Source organism: Lentzea sp. NPDC092896 (genome assembly GCF_044754905.1).
In the GTDB taxonomy this organism is placed as follows: Bacteria; Actinomycetota; Actinomycetes; order Mycobacteriales; family Pseudonocardiaceae; genus Lentzea.
Window position 1 is genome coordinate 51707 of record NZ_JBIVPX010000014.1, and the last position, 18510, is coordinate 70216.

Annotated in this window: 11 protein-coding genes; 6 read left to right on the top strand and 5 right to left on the bottom strand. The window is 70.1% G+C overall.

The window, feature by feature from the left end; translation table 11 throughout:
- Window positions 1-13 precede the first annotated feature (13 nt).
- Both ACIQF0_RS43515 and ACIQF0_RS43520 read left to right on the top strand, forming a co-directional pair.
- Window positions 14-4267 (top strand): hypothetical protein, encoded by a 4254-nt coding sequence (locus tag ACIQF0_RS43515; protein ID WP_401040170.1) that lies wholly within the window; start codon window positions 14-16, stop codon window positions 4265-4267.
- 381 nt (window positions 4268-4648) lie between these two features.
- Window positions 4649-9592, top strand: coding sequence for an NAD-glutamate dehydrogenase (locus tag ACIQF0_RS43520; protein ID WP_401040173.1), 4944 nt, complete (start codon window positions 4649-4651; stop codon window positions 9590-9592).
- Window positions 9593-9655: 63 nt separating this feature from the next.
- Here ACIQF0_RS43520 and ACIQF0_RS43525 read toward each other — a convergent pair whose 3' ends face one another.
- Window positions 9656-10153 carry a DUF2975 domain-containing protein gene (locus ACIQF0_RS43525; RefSeq protein ID WP_401040176.1) on the bottom strand — a complete coding sequence of 166 codons (498 nt, stop codon included), beginning with the start codon at window positions 10151-10153 and terminating at the stop codon, window positions 9656-9658.
- 94 nt (window positions 10154-10247) lie between these two features.
- Between ACIQF0_RS43525 and ACIQF0_RS43530 the strand changes: the two genes are divergently transcribed.
- From ACIQF0_RS43530 to ACIQF0_RS43540, 3 genes are all read left to right on the top strand, one after another.
- The gene (locus ACIQF0_RS43530) at window positions 10248-10679 is read left to right on the top strand and encodes a thioesterase family protein (RefSeq protein ID WP_319981759.1); all 432 of its coding nucleotides are present in this window, start codon (window positions 10248-10250) and stop codon (window positions 10677-10679) included.
- A complete protein-coding gene (locus tag ACIQF0_RS43535; protein ID WP_401040179.1) occupies window positions 10672-11298 on the top strand; it encodes a hypothetical protein in 627 nt (208 codons plus the stop codon). Before ACIQF0_RS43530 ends, ACIQF0_RS43535 begins: the two co-directional genes overlap by 8 nt.
- A 75-nt stretch (window positions 11299-11373) precedes the next feature.
- The gene (locus ACIQF0_RS43540; RefSeq protein WP_401040181.1) at window positions 11374-12486 is read left to right on the top strand and encodes a low temperature requirement protein A; all 1113 of its coding nucleotides are present in this window, start codon (window positions 11374-11376) and stop codon (window positions 12484-12486) included.
- A 25-nt stretch (window positions 12487-12511) separates the two neighbouring features.
- Here ACIQF0_RS43540 and ACIQF0_RS43545 read toward each other — a convergent pair whose 3' ends face one another.
- The 4 genes from ACIQF0_RS43545 to ACIQF0_RS43560 all read right to left on the bottom strand — a co-directional run bounded on the left by ACIQF0_RS43545 (window position 12512) and on the right by ACIQF0_RS43560 (window position 17677).
- Window positions 12512-14104 (bottom strand): glycoside hydrolase family 13 protein, encoded by a 1593-nt coding sequence (locus ACIQF0_RS43545; protein ID WP_360046064.1) that lies wholly within the window; start codon window positions 14102-14104, stop codon window positions 12512-12514.
- A gap of 57 nt (window positions 14105-14161) precedes the next feature.
- Window positions 14162-14545 (bottom strand): globin, encoded by a 384-nt coding sequence (locus tag ACIQF0_RS43550; protein WP_360046066.1) that lies wholly within the window; start codon window positions 14543-14545, stop codon window positions 14162-14164.
- 118 nt (window positions 14546-14663) lie between these two features.
- Entirely contained in the window at window positions 14664-15545 is an 882-nt protein-coding gene (locus tag ACIQF0_RS43555) for a mechanosensitive ion channel family protein (RefSeq protein WP_396425627.1), read from the bottom strand.
- A 35-nt stretch (window positions 15546-15580) separates the two neighbouring features.
- Window positions 15581-17677 (bottom strand): prolyl oligopeptidase family protein, encoded by a 2097-nt coding sequence (locus ACIQF0_RS43560; RefSeq protein ID WP_401040184.1) that lies wholly within the window; start codon window positions 17675-17677, stop codon window positions 15581-15583.
- 152 nt (window positions 17678-17829) lie between these two features.
- Between ACIQF0_RS43560 and ACIQF0_RS43565 the strand changes: the two genes are divergently transcribed.
- On the top strand, window positions 17830-18498 hold the full coding sequence (locus ACIQF0_RS43565) for an HNH endonuclease (RefSeq protein ID WP_396425581.1): 669 nt from the start codon (window positions 17830-17832) through the stop codon (window positions 18496-18498).
- Window positions 18499-18510 lie beyond the last annotated feature (12 nt).

Genomic DNA, 18510 nt, shown 5'->3' on the forward strand with positions numbered 1-18510 from the left:
CAACGGCGACGTCGTGGCGGCGAGGGGCGAGGCGCAGGCGAACGTCGAGGTGAGCACGCTGGTCGTGCCCGCCTGGATGCTGCGTTGGCGGGCACCGGAGCTCGCTCTGGTGCTCGGCGAGCGCGCGGTAGCGCTCGCAGCCACCCGCCGCGACGAAGCCGACCGCCTGCGGGCGGAGTCGCTCGTGGTCTTCGCGGGCAACCGCGTGGGCCGCGGCGTCCGCATCGCCGATCGGGCGATCGACGCGCTGAAGGCGGCCGAGGCCGCCGGTGAACACGAGACCGCGTGGCTGCTGCGAGTCGAACTCGCGGCGTGCGCGCGGTCCGTGGGAGCGCCCCTCACGGGGTTCGCCGCGGTCACGCCGGTGCTCGAAGCGCCGGACGTGCCCGCGGAACTGCGGGCCTCGGCGCTGGTGCAGGCCAGCGAATGCCTCGTCACGGTCGGCCGCGGCGACGAGCCCACGCGGGCTCTCGCCGAGGCGGACCAGCTCTACGTCGCCGACACGACGCTCGACGACGACACGCGTCTGCTGCTGCGCGGCCTGATCCGCGCGGTGCAGGCCGCGCAGCACCGGCGGTGGGGCGATCTCGCCGCCGCCATCGGTGCCGCACGAGAAGGCCTCGATCTGCTGAGCAGGTTCTCCGATCCGTCCGCGGACAGCGGCCAGGGCGTCGGACGGCTCACGCTGGAACTGGTGCTCTCGCTGATGGACGCGAACCGCCTGCTCGACGCAAGCGACGTCGGCAGCCCGATGCTCGACCTGCCGGTGCGCGCGCCGTCGGCGTCCACGACGGGGTGGTTGCGCCTGGCTCTGGCCACGCGCGTGCACCTGCCCGCGGGCAGGGTCGCGCTGGCCCGCGAAATGCTGCGGGAGGCCGCGGCGAGCGCCGAACGCCACCAGCTCGACACGTTGCTGGCCGAAAGCCTGCTCGCGCTGGCCCACGTGCACGAGGTGTCCGGCGAACTGGCCGACGCGCTGAAGAACCTGCGCTCAGCCCACGCCGCCGAACGCCGCCGCGCCCGCGCCGTCTACGCGGTGCGCGCCCGGCTCGCCGCCGAGTTCTCCGGTGTCCACCGCCAGCCGGCCGACCTGCACCAGCAGCTGGCGAGCGTGCTCCGCCCGATCGAGGGCATGCAGGTGGTCACCGACGGCGTGCTGACCGCCGCACTGAAGCAACAACTTCGGCAGTGGCGTCAGGTCCAGGTCCGCAAGGGCGATGGGCTGAAGGTCAAGCGCGTCCGCCGCGCTGCCGAAGACATGACCGTGGAAGGTTTGTCCGCGGCACGACAACACGCCGCCGACCGGTGGCGCATGGTCCAGCCGTTCGGCGAGCCCGATGACAAGACTCCGGAACAAGTGGAACTGCCACCCGAATCCCTGCCGTCCTCTTCTTCCTCCTCTGACCGCACCGTCCCCGCCTCCGGCCTGATCGCGTCCGCGGGAGCCATGGTGAGCGGCCGCCGCCGCGCCGCTCGCGTGGCCGCCGGTGAGATCGACGACGACCGGCCCACCACGATCGCCGAAATCCCCATCACCCCAGCACTTCCTGATCCAGAGCCGCAGCCGCAGCTCACCGTCGAGCAGGAACGCAAGCGCAAGGTCGAGCAGCAGCTCATGGAGCTGCAGCGCGAGGCCCGCCGCCAGATCGAGGCGGAACGCCAGGCCCGCGCCGAACAGCGAGCCCAGGCCGAACGCGAGGCCCAGGCCGCCGAGGAGGCCGCGCGCCAGGAGGCTGCTCGCGAAGAAGCGGCCCGCCAGGAGGCCGCGCGCCAGCAAGCGGCCCGCGAAGAGGCCGCGCGCCAGGAAGCCGCCAGGCAGGAAGCCGTTCGCCAGGAAGCGGCGCGACAGGAACTGGCCCGGCAGGAGACGGCCCGTCAGGACGCCGTGCGCCAGGAGGAGGCCCGCCGCGAGGCAGCCCGCCAGGAAGCGGTCCGCCGGGACGTCGCCCGTCAGGAAGCGGCGCACCAGGAGGTCGCCCGCCTGGCCGTGGAACGCGAGGAGACGGCCAGAGAAGCCGCCGCCCGCGAGGAAACGGCCCGCGCCGAGGCCGCCGCGCGCGACGAGGCGTCGAACTCCCAGTCGGAAAGCGTGCTGGACATGCTCAAGGCCCAGGGTCTGCGAGCAGGAGGCCGTCGCCGGGCCCGCGACGCCGAGTCCCAGTCCGACACCCCGTCGTGGCGCGTGGAACCCCCGTCGAGCCTGCGCCAGACCGACCCGGCGGCAGAATCCGCGCAGCCCCGGAATTTCTTCGCGGACTCGCCCGGCCCGGCCCGCCCGGACTACTTCGCGGACCAGGACACCCCGGACGGCCCGACCCGCTCAGGCCTGTCCGCGGCGTTCTCCCGCCCACCGGCGGCACCGGACTTCGGCCCGCACCTCGACGAGCCGTCCTACCCGCTGCACACCCCGGCAGCGGGCTTCCCGGCCGCCGCCGAGGACCCGGACGAGCGCAAGCTCCCCGACCTGGACTTCAGCGGTCTCGACTTCAGCACCCCGAAGCCGAAGCCCGTCATCTCCATCCCCACCCCACCGGCTCCCGCGGAACACCCGGACGAGGAACCCGAGCCCAAGCCGCTCCCGCCCATCCCGGACCCGATCCCGTCCGTGCCGACCCCGGCCGAGATCCCGCAGGCCCCGGAGCCGGACCTGATGTCGACCACGTTCCTGAGCTCGGCGGACGTGGACGACGACGCCTCGGACATCCCCACGACCCCGGTGCCGGTGCAGTCGCAGGCCGAGCAGTCCCGGCCGACGTTCGGCACCCAGACCAGCTTCGGCACGCAATCCGCTTTCGGCACGCAGTCCAGTTTCGGCACCCAGGCCTTCGGCGCCCAGTCAGGCTCCGGCTCGGCAGACTCCGAGGCGCCGACCGAGACAGGTTTCCGCGCGGTCGCCCAGCCCGACCCGGCCACGCCGGCCCCAGCCGACGCACCTCGCGCCGCCACGAACGACTCTGGCGATCGAAGCGGCCGCCCCAGCAGCCGCCGCAGGCCGAGCGACCTGAGCCTCGCCGACCTGCTGGCCGAGGCACTGGTCGCCTACGAGACAGGCCGTCGCTCCGACGAGGAGCAGGTCGAAGCGGCAGACCTGGCCGCTCCGCACTGGTCAGCTGACGAACCACAACCGGAAGCCACTCCCGAACGCTCCGCCGAGGCCGAGCCGTCCGCCACCGCGGACGCCCTCTTCGGGGCAGGAGAGTCGTTCGGCGCACAACGCCCCTCGGCAGAGGGCGCGACGGACTCTCAAGCCGGCTCGGACACCCCTTTCAGCCAAGGCAGCCCCTTCAGCCCGCAGCTGGGACGGTCAGCGGAGTCCCCGTCGTCCTCGGACGCGCTCTTCCAGCCGGGCCGGCCCTTCGGCTCCCAGGAGCCGGCGGCCGCGGACCCGCCCGGTTCGGAGGCGTTGTTCCGGACGGGGCTGTCGTTCGGCGCGCGGCACGACCAGGCAGCGGACGTCCCGCCCGGCGACCGGCAGAACCCCGCGGCGGACACCTCGCCCGGTTCGGAGGCGTTGTTTCGGCAGGACGAGTCGTTCGGTGCCCGGCACGAGTCAGCGCCGGAGACCCAGCCCGGCTCGGACGCCTTGTTCCGGCCTGGCCGGTTCGACACCCGGCAGGACCCGGCGGCGGACACCTCGCCCGGTGCGGAGGCGTCGTTCCGGACGGGTCTGTCGTTCGGTTCGCAGCAGGATCCGGCGGTGGACGCCTCGTCCGGTGCGGAGACGTCGTTTCCGTCGGGTCTGTCGTTCGGCGCTCCGCAGGACTCCCCGTCCGGTGCGGAGGCGTCGTTCCGGACCGGTCTGTCGTTCGGTTCGCAGCAGGACTCGGCGGCGGACACCTCGTCCGGTTCGGACACGTCGTTCCGGCCTGGCCAGTCCTTCGGCTCCCAGCAGGAGCCGCCGGCAGAGGCCGCGGCTTCCTCGAGCGCGTTGTTCGGCTCGACCCCGCCGTTCGGCACGCAGCCGGCGGATCTTCAGGCCGGTTCGGACATCTCCTTCCGGCCCGGCCAGTCCTTCGGGTCTCCGCTGACCCCGGTGGAGCCCGAAAGCCGGCCGGGCACGGACCTCGCCTTCAACAGCACGCCGTCGTTCGGCACCCCCCAGCCGAATCAGGAGTCCTACTTCCTCTCGAAGCCGCCCGCGGAGTCCGAGCAGGAGAAGACCGGGCCGATCGCACCGGTGGGTGCTGCGCCCGACAGCGAGACCACCGGTCCCATTCGCCGCGTTCGTCCGGACGGGCCAGCGGGCTGGACGTTGCCGGGGGCGTGATGGTGGCCAGCACCACACCTCAAGCCTTGCCCAACCCCGCCCGGCCGGTGGCGGGGGACGAGGCGCGGGAGCGTCGGGACGGCTACCTGGAGCGGGCGGATCGGTGATCTCCCGCGGTTCGGTGGTGGTCACACCCATGATCGGATGAATGCTGCGGATCGGCCGGGTGCCGGGTCTGGTGGAGGTTGCCGGATCCGGCTGGTGTCCCGGCGCGTCGCACGATGCGAAAAGCCTTGTCGCCACTGATGATGTGACTCGATTCAGCCCACGATTCAGTGGTCCGTCAGTGCCCCTCCCGTTGCCGGTGACGGCCGCCACCCCATCTAGGGTGGGGTCGGACCCGGCACACAGAGGTGCCGGATAGCGTGGAGTCGCCTGAAGATGACCTCGACTGGAGCCCCGACCCGAACCGACGACGTCTCCGCGGCCCCCGCCGCGGGCGATGACAGTCGACCGGCCAGTCCTGAGCAGGTCCGTGACGAGCTGATCGAACGGGCCGCCGCCAATGCCCCCGAACTCGCTGACCTGATCCGCCTTTTCTACCGGCACGTGCCCGCTGAGGAAGTCAACGACGACGACCCGGTGGACCTGGTCGGAGCGGTGCGGTCGAACTACCAGCTCGCCGAGAGCCGCGTTCCCGGACGCGCCGCGGTGCGCATTCTGAACCCCACCCGCGGGACCGACGGGTGGCAGTGTCCCGTCACCGTGGTGCAGGTCGTCACGGACGACATGCCGTACCTGGTGGATTCGGTCGCGTCCGAGCTCACGCGTGGTGGTGTGCAGGTGCAGCGCGTCGTGCACCCGATCGTCGTCGTGCGGCGTGACCCGGTCACCGGTGAGCGCATCGAGGTGCTGCCGACGGCCGATCCGGCCGATCCGCCCTCGGACGCGCTGGCCGAGTCGTGGATGAACGTCGAGGTCGACCTCATCACCGACCCCGATCGTGCCCGCGAGCTCGAGACCCGCCTGCTGACGGTGCTGACCGACGTCCGCGAGGTCGTCGAGGACACCGACCGCATGGTGACGACGGCGCTGCAGCTGGCCGAGGAGCTGGAGAAGGACTCGTCCGAGGCCACCACGGACGGCTCGAAGCTGCTCAAGTGGCTCGCGGACGGGCACTTCACGTTCATGGGCTACCGGCAGTACGAGCTGGTGCGGGAGGACGGCGAACCCGCGCTGCGGGCCGTGCTCGCGAGTGGGCTCGGCGTGCTGCGCCAGGACAGCCTCGCGGCGCGCAGCCTCACCGCCGGGCCGGACAACGGCGAGCAGGCGCTCAGCCCCGAGTTGCTGGTGCTGACGCAGGCGAGCGCACAGAGCAGCGTGCACCGCAGCGTCTACCCCTACTACGTGGGCGTGAAGACGTTCGACGGCGAGGGCAACGTCTCCGGCGAGCACCGGTTCCTGGGCATCCTCAGCACCACCGCGCTGCACGAGGACGTGCTCGACATCCCGGTGATCGAGCGCCGCGTGCGCCAGGTCATCCACCGCGCCGGCTTCCCGCTGCAGTCCTACTCGGGGCAGCGGATGCTCGAGGTGATCCAGAACTACCCCCGCACCGAGCTGTTCTCGGTCGACGCGGACACGCTCTACCAGACGACCACGGGCGTCATCGCGCTCGCGGAACGCCGGCGGCTGCGGTTGTTCCTGCGCCGCGATCCGTTCGGCCGCTTCTTCTCGTGCCTGGTCTACCTGCCGCGCGACCGCTACACGACGACGAGCCGCCTCGCGATGCAGGAGGTGCTGCTCGCCGAGCTCGGTGGCCTGAACCTCGAGTACAGCGCGCGCATCGGCGAGTCCGCGCTGGCCCGCGTGCACTTCATGGTGCACACGGAGCCGTCGCGCACGCTGGAGCCGGACGTTCACGCGATCCAGGGCAAGCTGGCCGAGGCCATCCGCAGCTGGGACGACCGCATGGTCGAGGCCGTGACGGGCGACAGCGGCGAACTCGGTGCCGAGTCGGCCACGGAGCAGGGCCAGCGGTTCGCCGCGGTCTTCCCGGAGGCCTACAAGGAGGACTTCAACGCCGCGATCGGCCTGGAGGACTACCGGCGCATCGAGGCGCTCGTCGAGGGCGACCTCGACATGGTCTTCTACGTGCCGGAGGACGCCGAGGCGGGCGAGCGGCGCTTCAAGCTGTTCCTGACCGGTGAAGGCATCACCCTGTCGGACGTGCTGCCGATGCTGCAGCGCATGGGCGTCATCGTGGTCGACGAGCGGCCGTACGAGATCGCCCGCGAAGACGGCGTGCAGTGCTGGATCTACGACTTCGGCCTGCGCATCGACAAGGCCGCGCTCGCCCAGCTGTCCGAGTCCGACCTCGACCAGGTGCGCGTGCGGTTCCAGGACGCGTTCGCCGCCGTCTGGCGCGGTGAGGCCGAGGTCGACAGGTTCAACTCGCTGGTGCTGCAGGCCGGGCTCACCTGGCAGCAGGCCGCGATGCTGCGCGCGTACGCGAAGTACCTGCGTCAGGCGGGCACGCCGTACTCGCAGGACTACATCGAGGACGCCGTGCTCAGCCACACGTCCGTGGCGATCGCGCTGGTCGCGTTGTTCGAGGCCCGGTTCAACCCGGCGCTCGACGACACGACCCGTGCCGCGCACACCGAGACGATGGTCGTCGAGACCGGCAAGCTCATCGACGACGTGACGAGCCTCGACGCGGACCGCATCCTGCGCAGCCTGCTCACGCTGATCAACGCCACGCTGCGGACGAACTACTTCTTCCGCGACGCGGACGGCAACGCCCGGCCGTACCTGTCGGTCAAGCTCGACCCGCAGGCCATCCCGGACCTGCCCGCGCCGCGGCCTAAGTTCGAGATCTTCGTGTACTCGCCGCGGATCGAGGGCGTGCACCTGCGCTTCGGCAGCGTCGCGCGCGGTGGTCTGCGCTGGTCCGACCGCCGCGAGGACTTCCGCACGGAGGTGCTCGGCCTGGTCAAGGCGCAGGCCGTGAAGAACGCGGTGATCGTGCCGGTCGGCGCGAAGGGCGGCTTCGTCGTCAAGAAGCCGATCGCCCCGACGGGCGACCCCGGCATCGACCGCGAGAACTTCATGTCCGAGGGCATCGCCTGCTACAAGATGTTCATCTCGGGCCTGCTCGACCTCACCGACAACCTGATCAACAACGAGGTCGTGCCCGCGCCGCAGGTCGTGCGCTACGACGCTGACGACACGTACCTCGTCGTGGCCGCGGACAAGGGCACCGCGACGTTCTCCGACATCGCCAACGGCGTGAGCCAGAGCTACGGCTTCTGGCTGGGCGACGCGTTCGCCTCCGGTGGCTCCGTCGGCTACGACCACAAGGCCATGGGCATCACGGCCAAGGGCGCGTGGGAGAGCGTGAAGCGCTCGTTCCGCGAGCTCGGCGTGGACACGCAGACCGAGGAGTTCACCGTCGTCGGCATCGGCGACATGTCCGGTGACGTGTTCGGCAACGGCATGATGCTGTCCGAGCACATCCGGCTCGTGGCCGCGTTCGACCACCGGCACATCTTCATCGACCCGAACCCGGTCGCGGACACGTCGTTCGCCGAGCGCGTGCGGCTGTTCAACGTGCCGCGCTCGTCCTGGGACGACTACGACCGCTCGCTGATCAGCGAGGGTGGCGGCATCTTCCCGCTCACGGCCAAGTCGATCCCGATCTCCGAGCAGGCCCGCGTCGCGCTGGGCCTGCCGGAGGGCGTGGTCAAGCTGTCGCCGCCGGAGCTCAAGAAGGCGATCCTGCTCTCGCCGGTCGACCTGCTCTGGAACGGCGGCATCGGCACGTACGTCAAGGCGTCGACCGAGTCGCACGCCGACGTCGGCGACAAGGCGAACGACTCGATCCGCGTCGACGGCGCCGACCTGCGGGTCAAGGTCGTCGGCGAGGGCGGCAACCTGGGCCTGACCCAGCGCGGCCGCATCGAGTTCGCGCGCACCGGCGGCAAGGTCAACACCGACGCGCTCGACAACTCCGCCGGCGTCGACTGCTCCGACCACGAGGTCAACATCAAGATCCTGCTGGACCACCTGGTCCGGGAGGGGTCGCTGGAACAGTTGCAGCGCAACGAGGTTCTCGGCGAGATGACCGACGAGGTCGGCGAGCTCGTGCTGGCGGACAACTACTCGCAGAACAACGTCCTCGGCGTCAGCCGGGCGCACGCCGCCCCGATGCTGTCGGTGCACGCGCGTCTCACGGCCGACCTCGAAGCTCGCGGCGCTCTCAACCGCAAGCTGGAGGCGATGCCGAGCGTGGCGGAGTTCAAGGCGCTGGAGAAGAACGGCCAGGGCCTCACCTCGCCGGAGCTCTCCACGCTGCTCGCCTTCACCAAGCTCACGCTGAAGGAAGAGCTGCTGGCGAGCGAGATCCCGACGATCGACACGTTCAAGAACAAGCTGCCGGACTACTTCCCGACCTTGTTGCGCGAACGCTTCGGCGCGGCCATCCCGAACCACCCGCTGGCCAAGGAGATCATCACCACGGTCGTCGTCAACGAGGTGGTCGACGGCGGCGGCGTGTCCTACGCCTTCCGCCTGGCCGAGGAGATGAGCGCGTCGGCGACCGACGCGGTCCGCTCCTACGCCGTGGTCACCGAGGTCTTCGACCTGCCGTCGATCTGGCGCGAGATCCAGGCGCTCGACAACGTGGTGCCGACGGAGGTCCAGGACAGCATGGTCCTGGAGACCCGCCGCCTGCTGGACCGCGCGTCCCGCTGGCTGCTCTCCAACCGCCCGCAGCCGCTGCCGGTGGGCTCGACGATCAACCGCTTCCGCGGCGTGGTCGCAGACCTCAGCCCGTTCGCCTTCGACCTGTTGCAGGGCAAGGAACTGGACGTCGTCGCGGGCAAGGCCGACCGGTACGTCGAACAGGGCGTTCCCGCCGAGCTCGCCCGCAAGGTCGCGGCGCTGCTCTACATGTACGGCCTGCTCGACGTCACCGAGATCGCCGAGCTCGCCGAACGCGAGTTCGGCCCGACCGGCGGCGCGGGCCCGGAGCGCACGCACCGGGAGACGGCCGAGCTGTACTTCTCGCTGTCCGACCACCTCGACATCGACCACATGCTGGACTCGGTGACGAGCCTGGAGCGCGGCAACCGCTGGCACGCCCTGGCCCGGCTGGCTCTCCGCGACGACTTCTACTCGTCGCTGCGGGCCATCTCCGTCGACGTCCTCAGGGCGAGCGACGAGGGCGACACGGCGACCGAGAAGATCGCCAAGTGGGAGCAGGCCAACGCTTCCCGCCTGGCTCGCTCGCGTGGCGCGCTGGAGGAGATCAACCGGGTCCACCAGCTGGACCTGGCCACCCTGTCCGTCGCCGCCCGCCAGGTGCGGAGCATGGTCAGGTAAGACCGGAACGCAAGAACGACGGGGCGTCACGGAAGTCCGTGGCGCCCCGGCGTTGTCGTCAGGTCAGACGACCTGGTCCAGCTCGGCGCGCTGCATGATCGCGCGCCGCAGCCAGTGCCGTCCGACGACGACCAGCAACGCCACTCCGACCGCCGCGACCGTGCCGACGGCGGATCCCATCCACAGGCCCAGGGTCTCCATGCCGTCCGCGGGCGAGGGGATGTCGGCGAACGTGATGAAGACGAACAGCCAGGCGAGCACCAGGCCCCCGCTGGCGATGGCGCCGATCGCGATGTTCGTCCACGCGAGCGCGCCGGACTCGAACACGGTGCCGTCTCCCGCCCGCTGCAGCATTCCGCCCAACGCCACCGCCAGGACCTGAAGGCACGCGATGAAGACGATGGCCGACACCACGAACGGAAGCCGCACGGACTCGTAGGGCGGAAACAGCTCGACCTCGTCCGCCGCGGTCGTCGGAATCACCACCACCTGCGCGAACAGGCCGCCGAGGACCGCGATGGCGAGCAGTGCCTGCAGGAAGAACACCAGTGCGCGAGTCATAAATCGAGTATCGAGAGCTGCCTATCGATTTTCAATCGGTTGGTGTGGAGGTCCTGTGAAGGTTCGGGCGGCTGCCGTTCGGTAGGGTCCCTGCATGGGTGTCTTCGTCACTGGTGTGCGGCCGCGATGGTCGGACATGGATGCGTTCGGCCACGTCAACCACGCGAACACGGTGACGTTGCTCGAAGAGGCCCGCATCGAGCTGTTGTTCACCGAGGCGGCCCGCCACGGGGTCAAGGAACTGGCCGAGGGCATGGTCGTGGCGAAGCTCGTGGTCGAGTACCTCGCGCCGATCGTGTTCACCGGCGAGGACGTCCTGGTGGAGATGTCGGTGCGGGAACTGAAGTCCGCGTCGCTGACGCTCGACTACGTGGTGCGCGGCAGCCGCGACGTGAACAGCCCGGTGGTGGTCAAGGCGGAGACGCTCATGGCGCCCTACAACGTGACGACTGCACGACCGCGCCGGCTGACCGAGGCCGAGCGCGACTTTCTCGCCGGGTGGCGGGCAGGGGGAAACGGTGCCTGAACTGGTGTTGGCCGACGCGGCCGAGAGAGACGACCTCGGGGCGTTCGCCGCGCGGGCGGTGCGGCTCGACGCGCAGTCCGTCGTGCGGCTGCGCAACCGCGACGAGGAGCGGCTCGACGCGTGGGTGGCCACGCCGTTCGACACGCTCGCCACGCGAACCGTTGCGGGACAGGCGACTCCGGCGGACGTCACGGTGTCCGGGTCGGAGCTGCTGACGGGCCTCGCGGTCATGCGCGACGAACGCATCGACCCCGGCCCGGCCAAGGACCTGATGTGGCGCTCGGCCCTGCCGCCCGCCGAGGGCTGGCTGATGGTCGACCGGCTGCCGGTCGAGGTCGTCGCGACCCTCGCGGACGAGGGCGTCGAGGTGGCCAGGGAGAACACCGGGCCGCAGGGCACTCCGCCGGCCTCGTTGCTGGACCAGACGGTGCTCACGGTCAGCGGGTCCGGACTGGACGTGAAGATCGCGCTGCGGGTCCTGTTCGCGTTGTCGGGCATGGGTTTCCTCGGAGAGGACGGCGAGGTGCGGGTGACCGCGACCGACTCGTGGCTGAGGATCGACGCCCGCTACGGCGCGGTCGTGCGGCGGCGTCACTCGATGCTGCCGCTGCTCGTCTGACCTGGAGTTAGCTCCAGGTTCGTCGCTGCGGAATTCGTGGCGCAGCAAGCGGATGCGCGTGGCACGATGTCGCGCGTGTCCGCCGAACCGCAGCAGGAAGCCGAGTACCGGGTCTCCACCCTGGAACTCTTCTTCGACCTGGTCTTCGTCTTCACCATCACGCAGCTGACCCGCAAGCTCGCCGACGACACGTCGCCGGTCGGTTTCGGGCACGTCGTGATCATGCTGTTCGTGATCCTGTGGATGTACTTCGGGTACGTCTGGCTCACGAACTCCGTCGCGCCGGACACCACGGTGCGGCGGTTGCTGCTCATGGTCGGCATGGGCGGGTTCCTGGTGATCGCGCTCGCGATCCCGAACGCGTTCGAGGCGGCCGGGCCGGCGTTCGGCGTCGGCTACCTGATCGTCAACCTGGTGCACTCCGGTCTGTTCATCTCGGCGGGCGGTCCGGGGTCGGCCGCGGCGATGGCACGGCTGGCGCCGTTCAACCTCGGGTCCGCCGCCCTCGTGTTCGTCGGTGGCTTCCTGCCCAGCACCTGGCGCGCGGCGGCCTGGACGGCCGCGGTCGTGCTGATGATCGTTTCGCCGTACGTGAACCGCAGGCACGGCGAGTTCCGCATCCGGCCGGCGCACTTCGTCGAACGGCACGGGCTCGTCGTCATCGTCGCGCTCGGCGAGTCGATCATCGCGATCGGCATCGGCGCGGCCGGCCTGCCGCTCAACCTCGAGCTCGTCATCGCCGCGCTGCTCGGCCTCACGCTCGTCTACCAGCTCTGGTGGTGCTACTTCGGCCGCGCGCAGGACACCCGCGCCGAGCACAGCCTCGCCGCCATGCCGGCGCCGGAGCGGGCCAGAGCGGCGCTGTCGGCGTTCGGCTGGGCGCACGCGCCGATGCTGCTCGGCGTCGTCGTGGTGGCGGTCGGGGTGAAGAAGACCATCGGCCACGCCACGGAGCACCTCTACCTCAGCGGCGCGCTCGCGCTGGGCGGTGGAGCGGCGCTCTTCCTGATCGGGCAGGTGGTCTTCCGGGCGTTGCTGCGGATCGGCACGGTGAAGTGGCGCGTGATCGCGACCATCGCCTCGCTCGCGACCGTGCCGATCGGGCTGTGGCTCGCGATCGCTCAGGTGGCCGCGCTCGTGCTCGTCTTCGGTGCGCTGCTGGCCGTGGAGGACAAGCTGCGGGCGTGAAGCACGCCCGCAGCGGGGAAAGTCCTCAGGCGAGCCAGACCGCGGTGTCCGGGGGCAGCTGGTCGCCGTCCATCGGACCGGACGACAGCAGCACCTGACCGGGAGGCAGCGGCACGGAGGCGCCCGAGGTGTTCAGGGCGCAGATCAGCCCGCCACCCTTGCGCCGGAACGCGAAGCAGCCGGCCGGTGCGCCGTACCACTCCAGTTCCTCACCGGCGAAGCCCGCGTTGGACTTCCGGTGCTCCAGCGCCTCGCGGTAGAGCGAGAGCATCGAGCCCGGGTCTTCCAGCTGCGCCTCGGCCGTGAGGTGGTCCCACTCGTTCGGCTGCGGCAGCCAGGTGTTCACGGCCGTGGAGAACCCGAACGGCGGACTGGTGCCCTCCCACGGGATCGGCACGCGGCAGCCGTCCCGGCCGCGCTCGGTGTGGCCGGAGCGCTCCCAGGTCGGGTCCTGCAGGGCCCAGTCCGGCAGCTCCACGTTCGGCAGGCCGAGCTCTTCGCCGTTGTAGAGGTAGATCACGCCCGGCAGCGCCAGCTCGACCAGCGTCATCGCGCGGGCCCGCTGCTCGCCCAGCGCGCCGCCGCCGTACCGCGTCACGTGGCGGACCACGTCGTGGTTCGACAGCGTCCAGGTCGCGGGGGTGCCGCTCAGCGCGACGGCGGCGAGCGAGTGCTCGATGGCCGAACGGACCGCGTCGGCGTCGAAGCCGGCCTCGACCAGCCGGAAGTTGAAGCCCAGGTGCAGTTCGTCGGGACGGACGTAGGCGGCGAAGCGCTCGTCGTCGCGCACCCAGATCTCGCCGACGGCCATGGTGCCGGGGTAGCCGTCCATGACCTTGCGGATCATGCGGTGGATCTCGTGCACGCCGTCGTTGTCGAAGCGCGGGTCGTGCGCGTCGTCGGACAGCACACCGGGGGCCTGCGGGCGGATCTCCATGTCCGGCAGGCCGTCGGGCTTGGCCATGCCGTGCGCCACGTCGATGCGGAAGCCGTCGACCCCGCGGTCCAGCCAGAACCGCAGCGTCTGCTCCAGGTCGGCGCGAACCTCCGGGTGGTCCCAGTTGAGGTCGGGCTGCTCCGGCGCGAACAGGTGCAGGTACCACTGGCCGTCCGGCACGCGGGTCCACGCGGGACCGCCGAAGACGGACGTCCAGTTGTTCGGCGGCTGCGAGCCGTCGAAGCCGCGGCCCTCGCGGAAGATGTAGCGGGCGCGCTCCATGCTGCCGGGGCCGGCCTGCAGCGCCTCCTGGAACCACACGTGCAGGTCGCTGGTGTGGTTCGGGACCAGGTCGACCGTCACGCGGATGTTGTGCTCGTGCGCGTCCGCCACCAGCCGGTCGAACGCGGCCAGGTCGCCGAACATCGGGTCCACGTCGCGCGGGTCGGCGACGTCGTAGCCGTGGTCGGCCATCGGCGAGCGGTAGAACGGGGTGAGCCAGAGCGCGTCGACCCCGAGCAGTTCCAGGTAGCCGAGGCGGGACCGGATGCCGTCGAGGTCGCCGACGCCGTCGCCGTTGGAGTCGGCGAAGGAGCGCACGTAGACCTGGTAGAAGACGGCGTCACGCCACCAGACGGACTCTTCGGCGATCTCGGGGCTGAGGTCGGAGGAACGTCGCACGGGGGGTCATCCTGCCATTCGTCTCGCTGCTAAAGGACCCGAACGGGTGATGGGCGCTCAGGAAAAGCTGTTCATCAAGCTGTTCGCGGCCATCTCCATGTAGTCCCAGAGCTGCTTGCGGTGAGCCTCGTCGAGGCCGGCCTCGTCGACGGCGATCCTCATGCAGCGCAGCCACGCGTCCCGCTCGATCGGTCCGATCTTGAACGGTGCGTGCCGCATCCGCAGCCTCGGGTGGCCCCGGTTGTCCGAGTAGGTGTGGGGGCCGCCCCAGTACTGCATGAGGAACAGCCGCAGCCGCTCCTCCGCAGGTCCGAGGTCTTCTTCGGGGTACAGCGGGAGGAGGATCTCGTCGGCCTTCACCTCTTTGTAGAAGCGCGCGACGATGCGGTGGAACGTCTCCTCGCCACCGACCTGTTCGAAGAAGCTCACGGGGTTTCCCACACACCCATCCTGACTCACGACAGCCACCGCGTGCAGGCCGCCCCGGCTGTTGGCTCTGCCATAGGCGTGTGAACTGGCAGGACGCCTGATGATCACCGTCTCGAATGGGTGTTCTAACTCACTTGGCGGTGAAGCCCGCCTCTTCCAGCGCCGGCATGAGCTGCGCGCGCAGGTTGCGCTGGACCGCCCACTGACGGCCGGGACGCGTCTTCACGGTGACCCGCAGGGTGATTCCCTCCGGCGTGAACTTCTCCACGCCCAGCACCTCGGGCTTGGCCGTGATGTCCGTCTTGAGCGGGTCCTTCTCCGCCACCTCGCCGGCCCGGCGCTCCAGCACCTGGGTGGCCTCCGCGAGGTTCGCGCCGTAGCTCAGCGGCAGGTCGACGACCGCGACCGCGAAGCCCTGCGACGAGTTGCCGACGCGCAGGATCTCGCCGTTGCGGACGTACCAGACCGTGCCTCCGGTGTCCCGGATCGTGGTGGTGCGCAGCGCGACCGCCTCGACGGTGCCGGTCGCCGGACCGAGGTCCACGACGTCGCCGACGCCGTACTGGTCCTCCAGCAGCATGAACATGCCGGCCAGGAAGTCCTTCACCAGGTTCTGGGCGCCGAAACCGATCGCGACGCCCAGGATGCCCGCCGAGGTCAGCACCGGCGTGATGTCGAGCTTCACGACGATCAGGACCTCGAGGAACGCGATTCCGAAGATCAGGATCGTGACGATCGACTTCAGCACCGAGCCGATCGTGCGGGCGCGCTGCTCCCGGCGCTCGGAGATGAGGTTCCCGAGCGCCTGGGGCGCGCGTTCCCGCAACGGCTTGAGCAGGCCCGGCTTCTTGCCTTCCTTGCCGGGCGTCGTGATCCGGTCGATGACCTTGCGCAGCATGGCCCGGAGGATGAAGGCGGCGATCAGGATCACGACGATCTTGATGCCGCCCGCGATGATGTCGGGGCCGTACTTCTCGAAGAAGCCGACCGCCTGCGCGGTCTTGTTCTCGATGTCATCCACGGGACTGGTCACGTGGTCGTGCCCTCCTACAACTCCATGCCGGTGGCATTCGCGAGAAACGTCAGCTGGTCCACGGCGAGAGACACCGTCCGGCTGACGGACCGGCCCGCGTGACCGACCTCGGTCTCGCGGCGGATCAGCACGGGGTGCTTGGTCGGATCACTGGACGAAGCGTGCTGCAGTGCCGCGCACATCTTCCTGGCGTGGTTGGGGTCCACACGAGAATCCGACTCGAACACCGTGAACAAGACCGAAGGGTACTCAACGTCCGTTACCACTCGGTGATAAGGCGAGTAGGAGAGCAGCCAGCCCAGCTCCTCGGAAACGCTTGCGCTGCCGTACTCGTCGGCCCACAACCGTCCGAGCAGGAACTTCTCGTAGCGCACCATGTCGAGCAGTGGCGCTGAGCACACCACCGCCGCGTAGAGCTCGGGGCGCTGGGTCAGCGCGGCGCCCACGAGCAGGCCACCGTTGGACCCTCCCATGATCGACAGCTGCTGCGGTGTCGTCCACCCGTCGCGCACCAGACGTTCTGCGGCGGCGTGGAAGTCGTCGAACACGTTCTGCTTGTTGGCGCGCATACCGGCGACGTGCCAGTCCTCGCCTTCCTCGTCGCCGCCGCGCAACGACACGTGCACCCACACGCCGCCCGCCTCGACCCACGCCAGCGTGGTGGCGCTGTAGCCGGGGCCGCGGCCGATCGCGAAGCCGCCGTAGCCGGTGAGCAGCGCGGGACGGGGCAGGTCGGGCTTCTGCTCTCCGCTGACGACGAACATGTGGACCGTCGTGCCGTCCTTGGACTGGTACGCGATCTGCTGCGTCGTCACGGTCGGCAGCTCGACGCGACCTGGTGCGGCCTCGTGCAGCACCGTCTCACCCGTGGTCTTCGAGAACCGGAAGACGGACTGCGGCGTCACGAAGTCCGTCCACCCGAACCACAGCGTGTCCTGGTCGTGGTCCGTCTGAGCGTCCACAACGGACATGCCGTGCAACGAACCCGTGCCGGGCAGCGGGATCTCCTGGACGTGCGCGCCGGTCGCGGCGTCGTGCAGGTGCAGTTCGGACACCGCGTGCCGGGTGCGCAGGATGACGAGATCGCCGTTGAGCCAGCGCACGCCGTCCAGGACCGAGTCCGGTTCCTCGCTGATCAGCTCGGTCCACTCGGTGGGGTTCGCGGGATCGGCGACGCAGAGCCGCTGCCGGGGCGCGCCGTGGTTGGTGTGCAGGTAGAGCCTGCCGTCGCGGGCGACGAAGGCCGAGCACTGCACGCCGGCCTCGGTCAGGATCACCGGCTTGAGCGCGCCGTCGCCGTGCAGGTCCGCGATCCACACGGAGTCGTGCTTCATCGTGCTGGGCGCACCGCTCACGACCAGCCAACGGCCGTCCTGCGACACGGTGAGTGAGTAGTAGAAGGTGTGCGCCTGATCGTCGCCGTGCACGTTGAGGTCCGTGGCGGGGTCCGTGCCGACGCGGTGACGCCACACGCGGCGATGGAACAGCTTCTCGTCCTCGGGCAGCAGCGCCGGGTCGAGCTGGCGGACGTAGAAGAACTCCTCGCCGCCGGGCAGCCAGCCGATCGAGGAGTAGCGGCACCGGTCGATAGGCCCCTCGATGAGCTCGCCGGACTCGACGTCGATCACGTGCAGCAGCGAGTGCTCGTTGCCGCCGATCGACACCTGGTACGCGAGGCGCGTGCCTTCGAGGCTGGGGGACCAGCCGTCCAGGGTGGTCCGGCCGGACGGGTCGAGCGCGCTGACGTCGAGCAGCACGCGTTCGGTGCCGTCGGTCTCGCGCACCACGACGACGGGGTGGTCCTGCTCGGGACCGCGGCGGCTGAAGAACGCCCTGCCCGCGCGCCAGGTCGGCGTGGACACCGACCCCGTGCGCATCAGCTCCTTCAGGCGCTCGCCCAGGCGTGCGCGGCCGGGCATCGCGTCCAACCAGGAGCGCGCGAGCACGTCCTGTGCCTGCGACCACTCCGCGGTGCGGGGGTCCGCGGTGTCTTCGAGCCACCTGTACGGATCGGCGACGTCGCGCCCGTGAATCTGCTCGGCGATGTTTAGCCGCTCGGCGATCGGGTAGGTGATCGTCGCAGGCAGTGGAGTGGAAGGAGCCTCTGTCACCTTGTCAAGCGTACCGGGCTCTTGAAAACGACTTCCGATAGGGAGTTGGTTCACCCCAGGTTTGATCACACATCCGTGACGCGTCACTTATCACACGTGATTTTTTCCTGGTAAGTGTGGTCTCCTATGGCTGAACCGGTGGAGGTGGTCGCGTGCCAGACCGACAACCGACCCCTATCGGCACCTCGCTACCAGGCGAGACGGCGCCGACGGTCCCCCCATGCCGAAATCAGCCCGAGCTCCGGGTCGTGCCGGATGGGGATCGAGATGGGGGAGGTCCCGGTCCGACGCCGGCGGTTTTCCCCTGGGGAAGACGCAAGGTCCTGCTGCTGAACGCCACGTTCGAGCCGCTCACGGCGTTGTCACTGCGCCGCGCGGTCGTCCTGGTGGTGTGCGGGAAAGCCGAAGTCGTGCACGGAGACGCCTCCGGGCTGGTGCTGCACTCGTCGAAGTCCGAGGTGCTCGTGCCGTCCGTGATCCGGCTGAGCTCCTACGTTCGCGTGCCTTATCGCGGTCGCGTGCCGATGACCCGTGCCGGGCTCATGCACCGCGACCGTTATCGCTGCGCCTACTGCGGCGGGCGGGCCGAGACGATCGACCACGTCGTGCCGCGCTCGCGTGGCGGACCTCACACCTGGACCAACTGCGTCGCCTGCTGTGCGAAGTGCAACCACCGCAAGGCGGACAAGTTGCTGTCCGAACTGGGCTGGCGGCTGCGCGTCGTTCCCGCGGCGCCACGCGGCCCGCACTGGCGACTGCTCGCCGGCGTGGCCGAGGCTGATCCGCAGTGGTTGCCGTACCTGGGCGAACCTGCTGCCTGAGGCTGGTCGTTC

Bases quoted from the DNA above. Each gene is read 5' to 3' on its own strand.
- ACIQF0_RS43520 (WP_401040173.1), top strand. From the start codon at position 4,649: ATGACCTCGACTGGAGCCCCGACCCGAACCGACGACGTCTCCGCGGCC.
- ACIQF0_RS43525 (WP_401040176.1), bottom strand. From the start codon at position 10,153: ATGACTCGCGCACTGGTGTTCTTCCTGCAGGCACTGCTCGCCATCGCG.
- ACIQF0_RS43530 (WP_319981759.1), top strand. From the start codon at position 10,248: ATGGGTGTCTTCGTCACTGGTGTGCGGCCGCGATGGTCGGACATGGAT.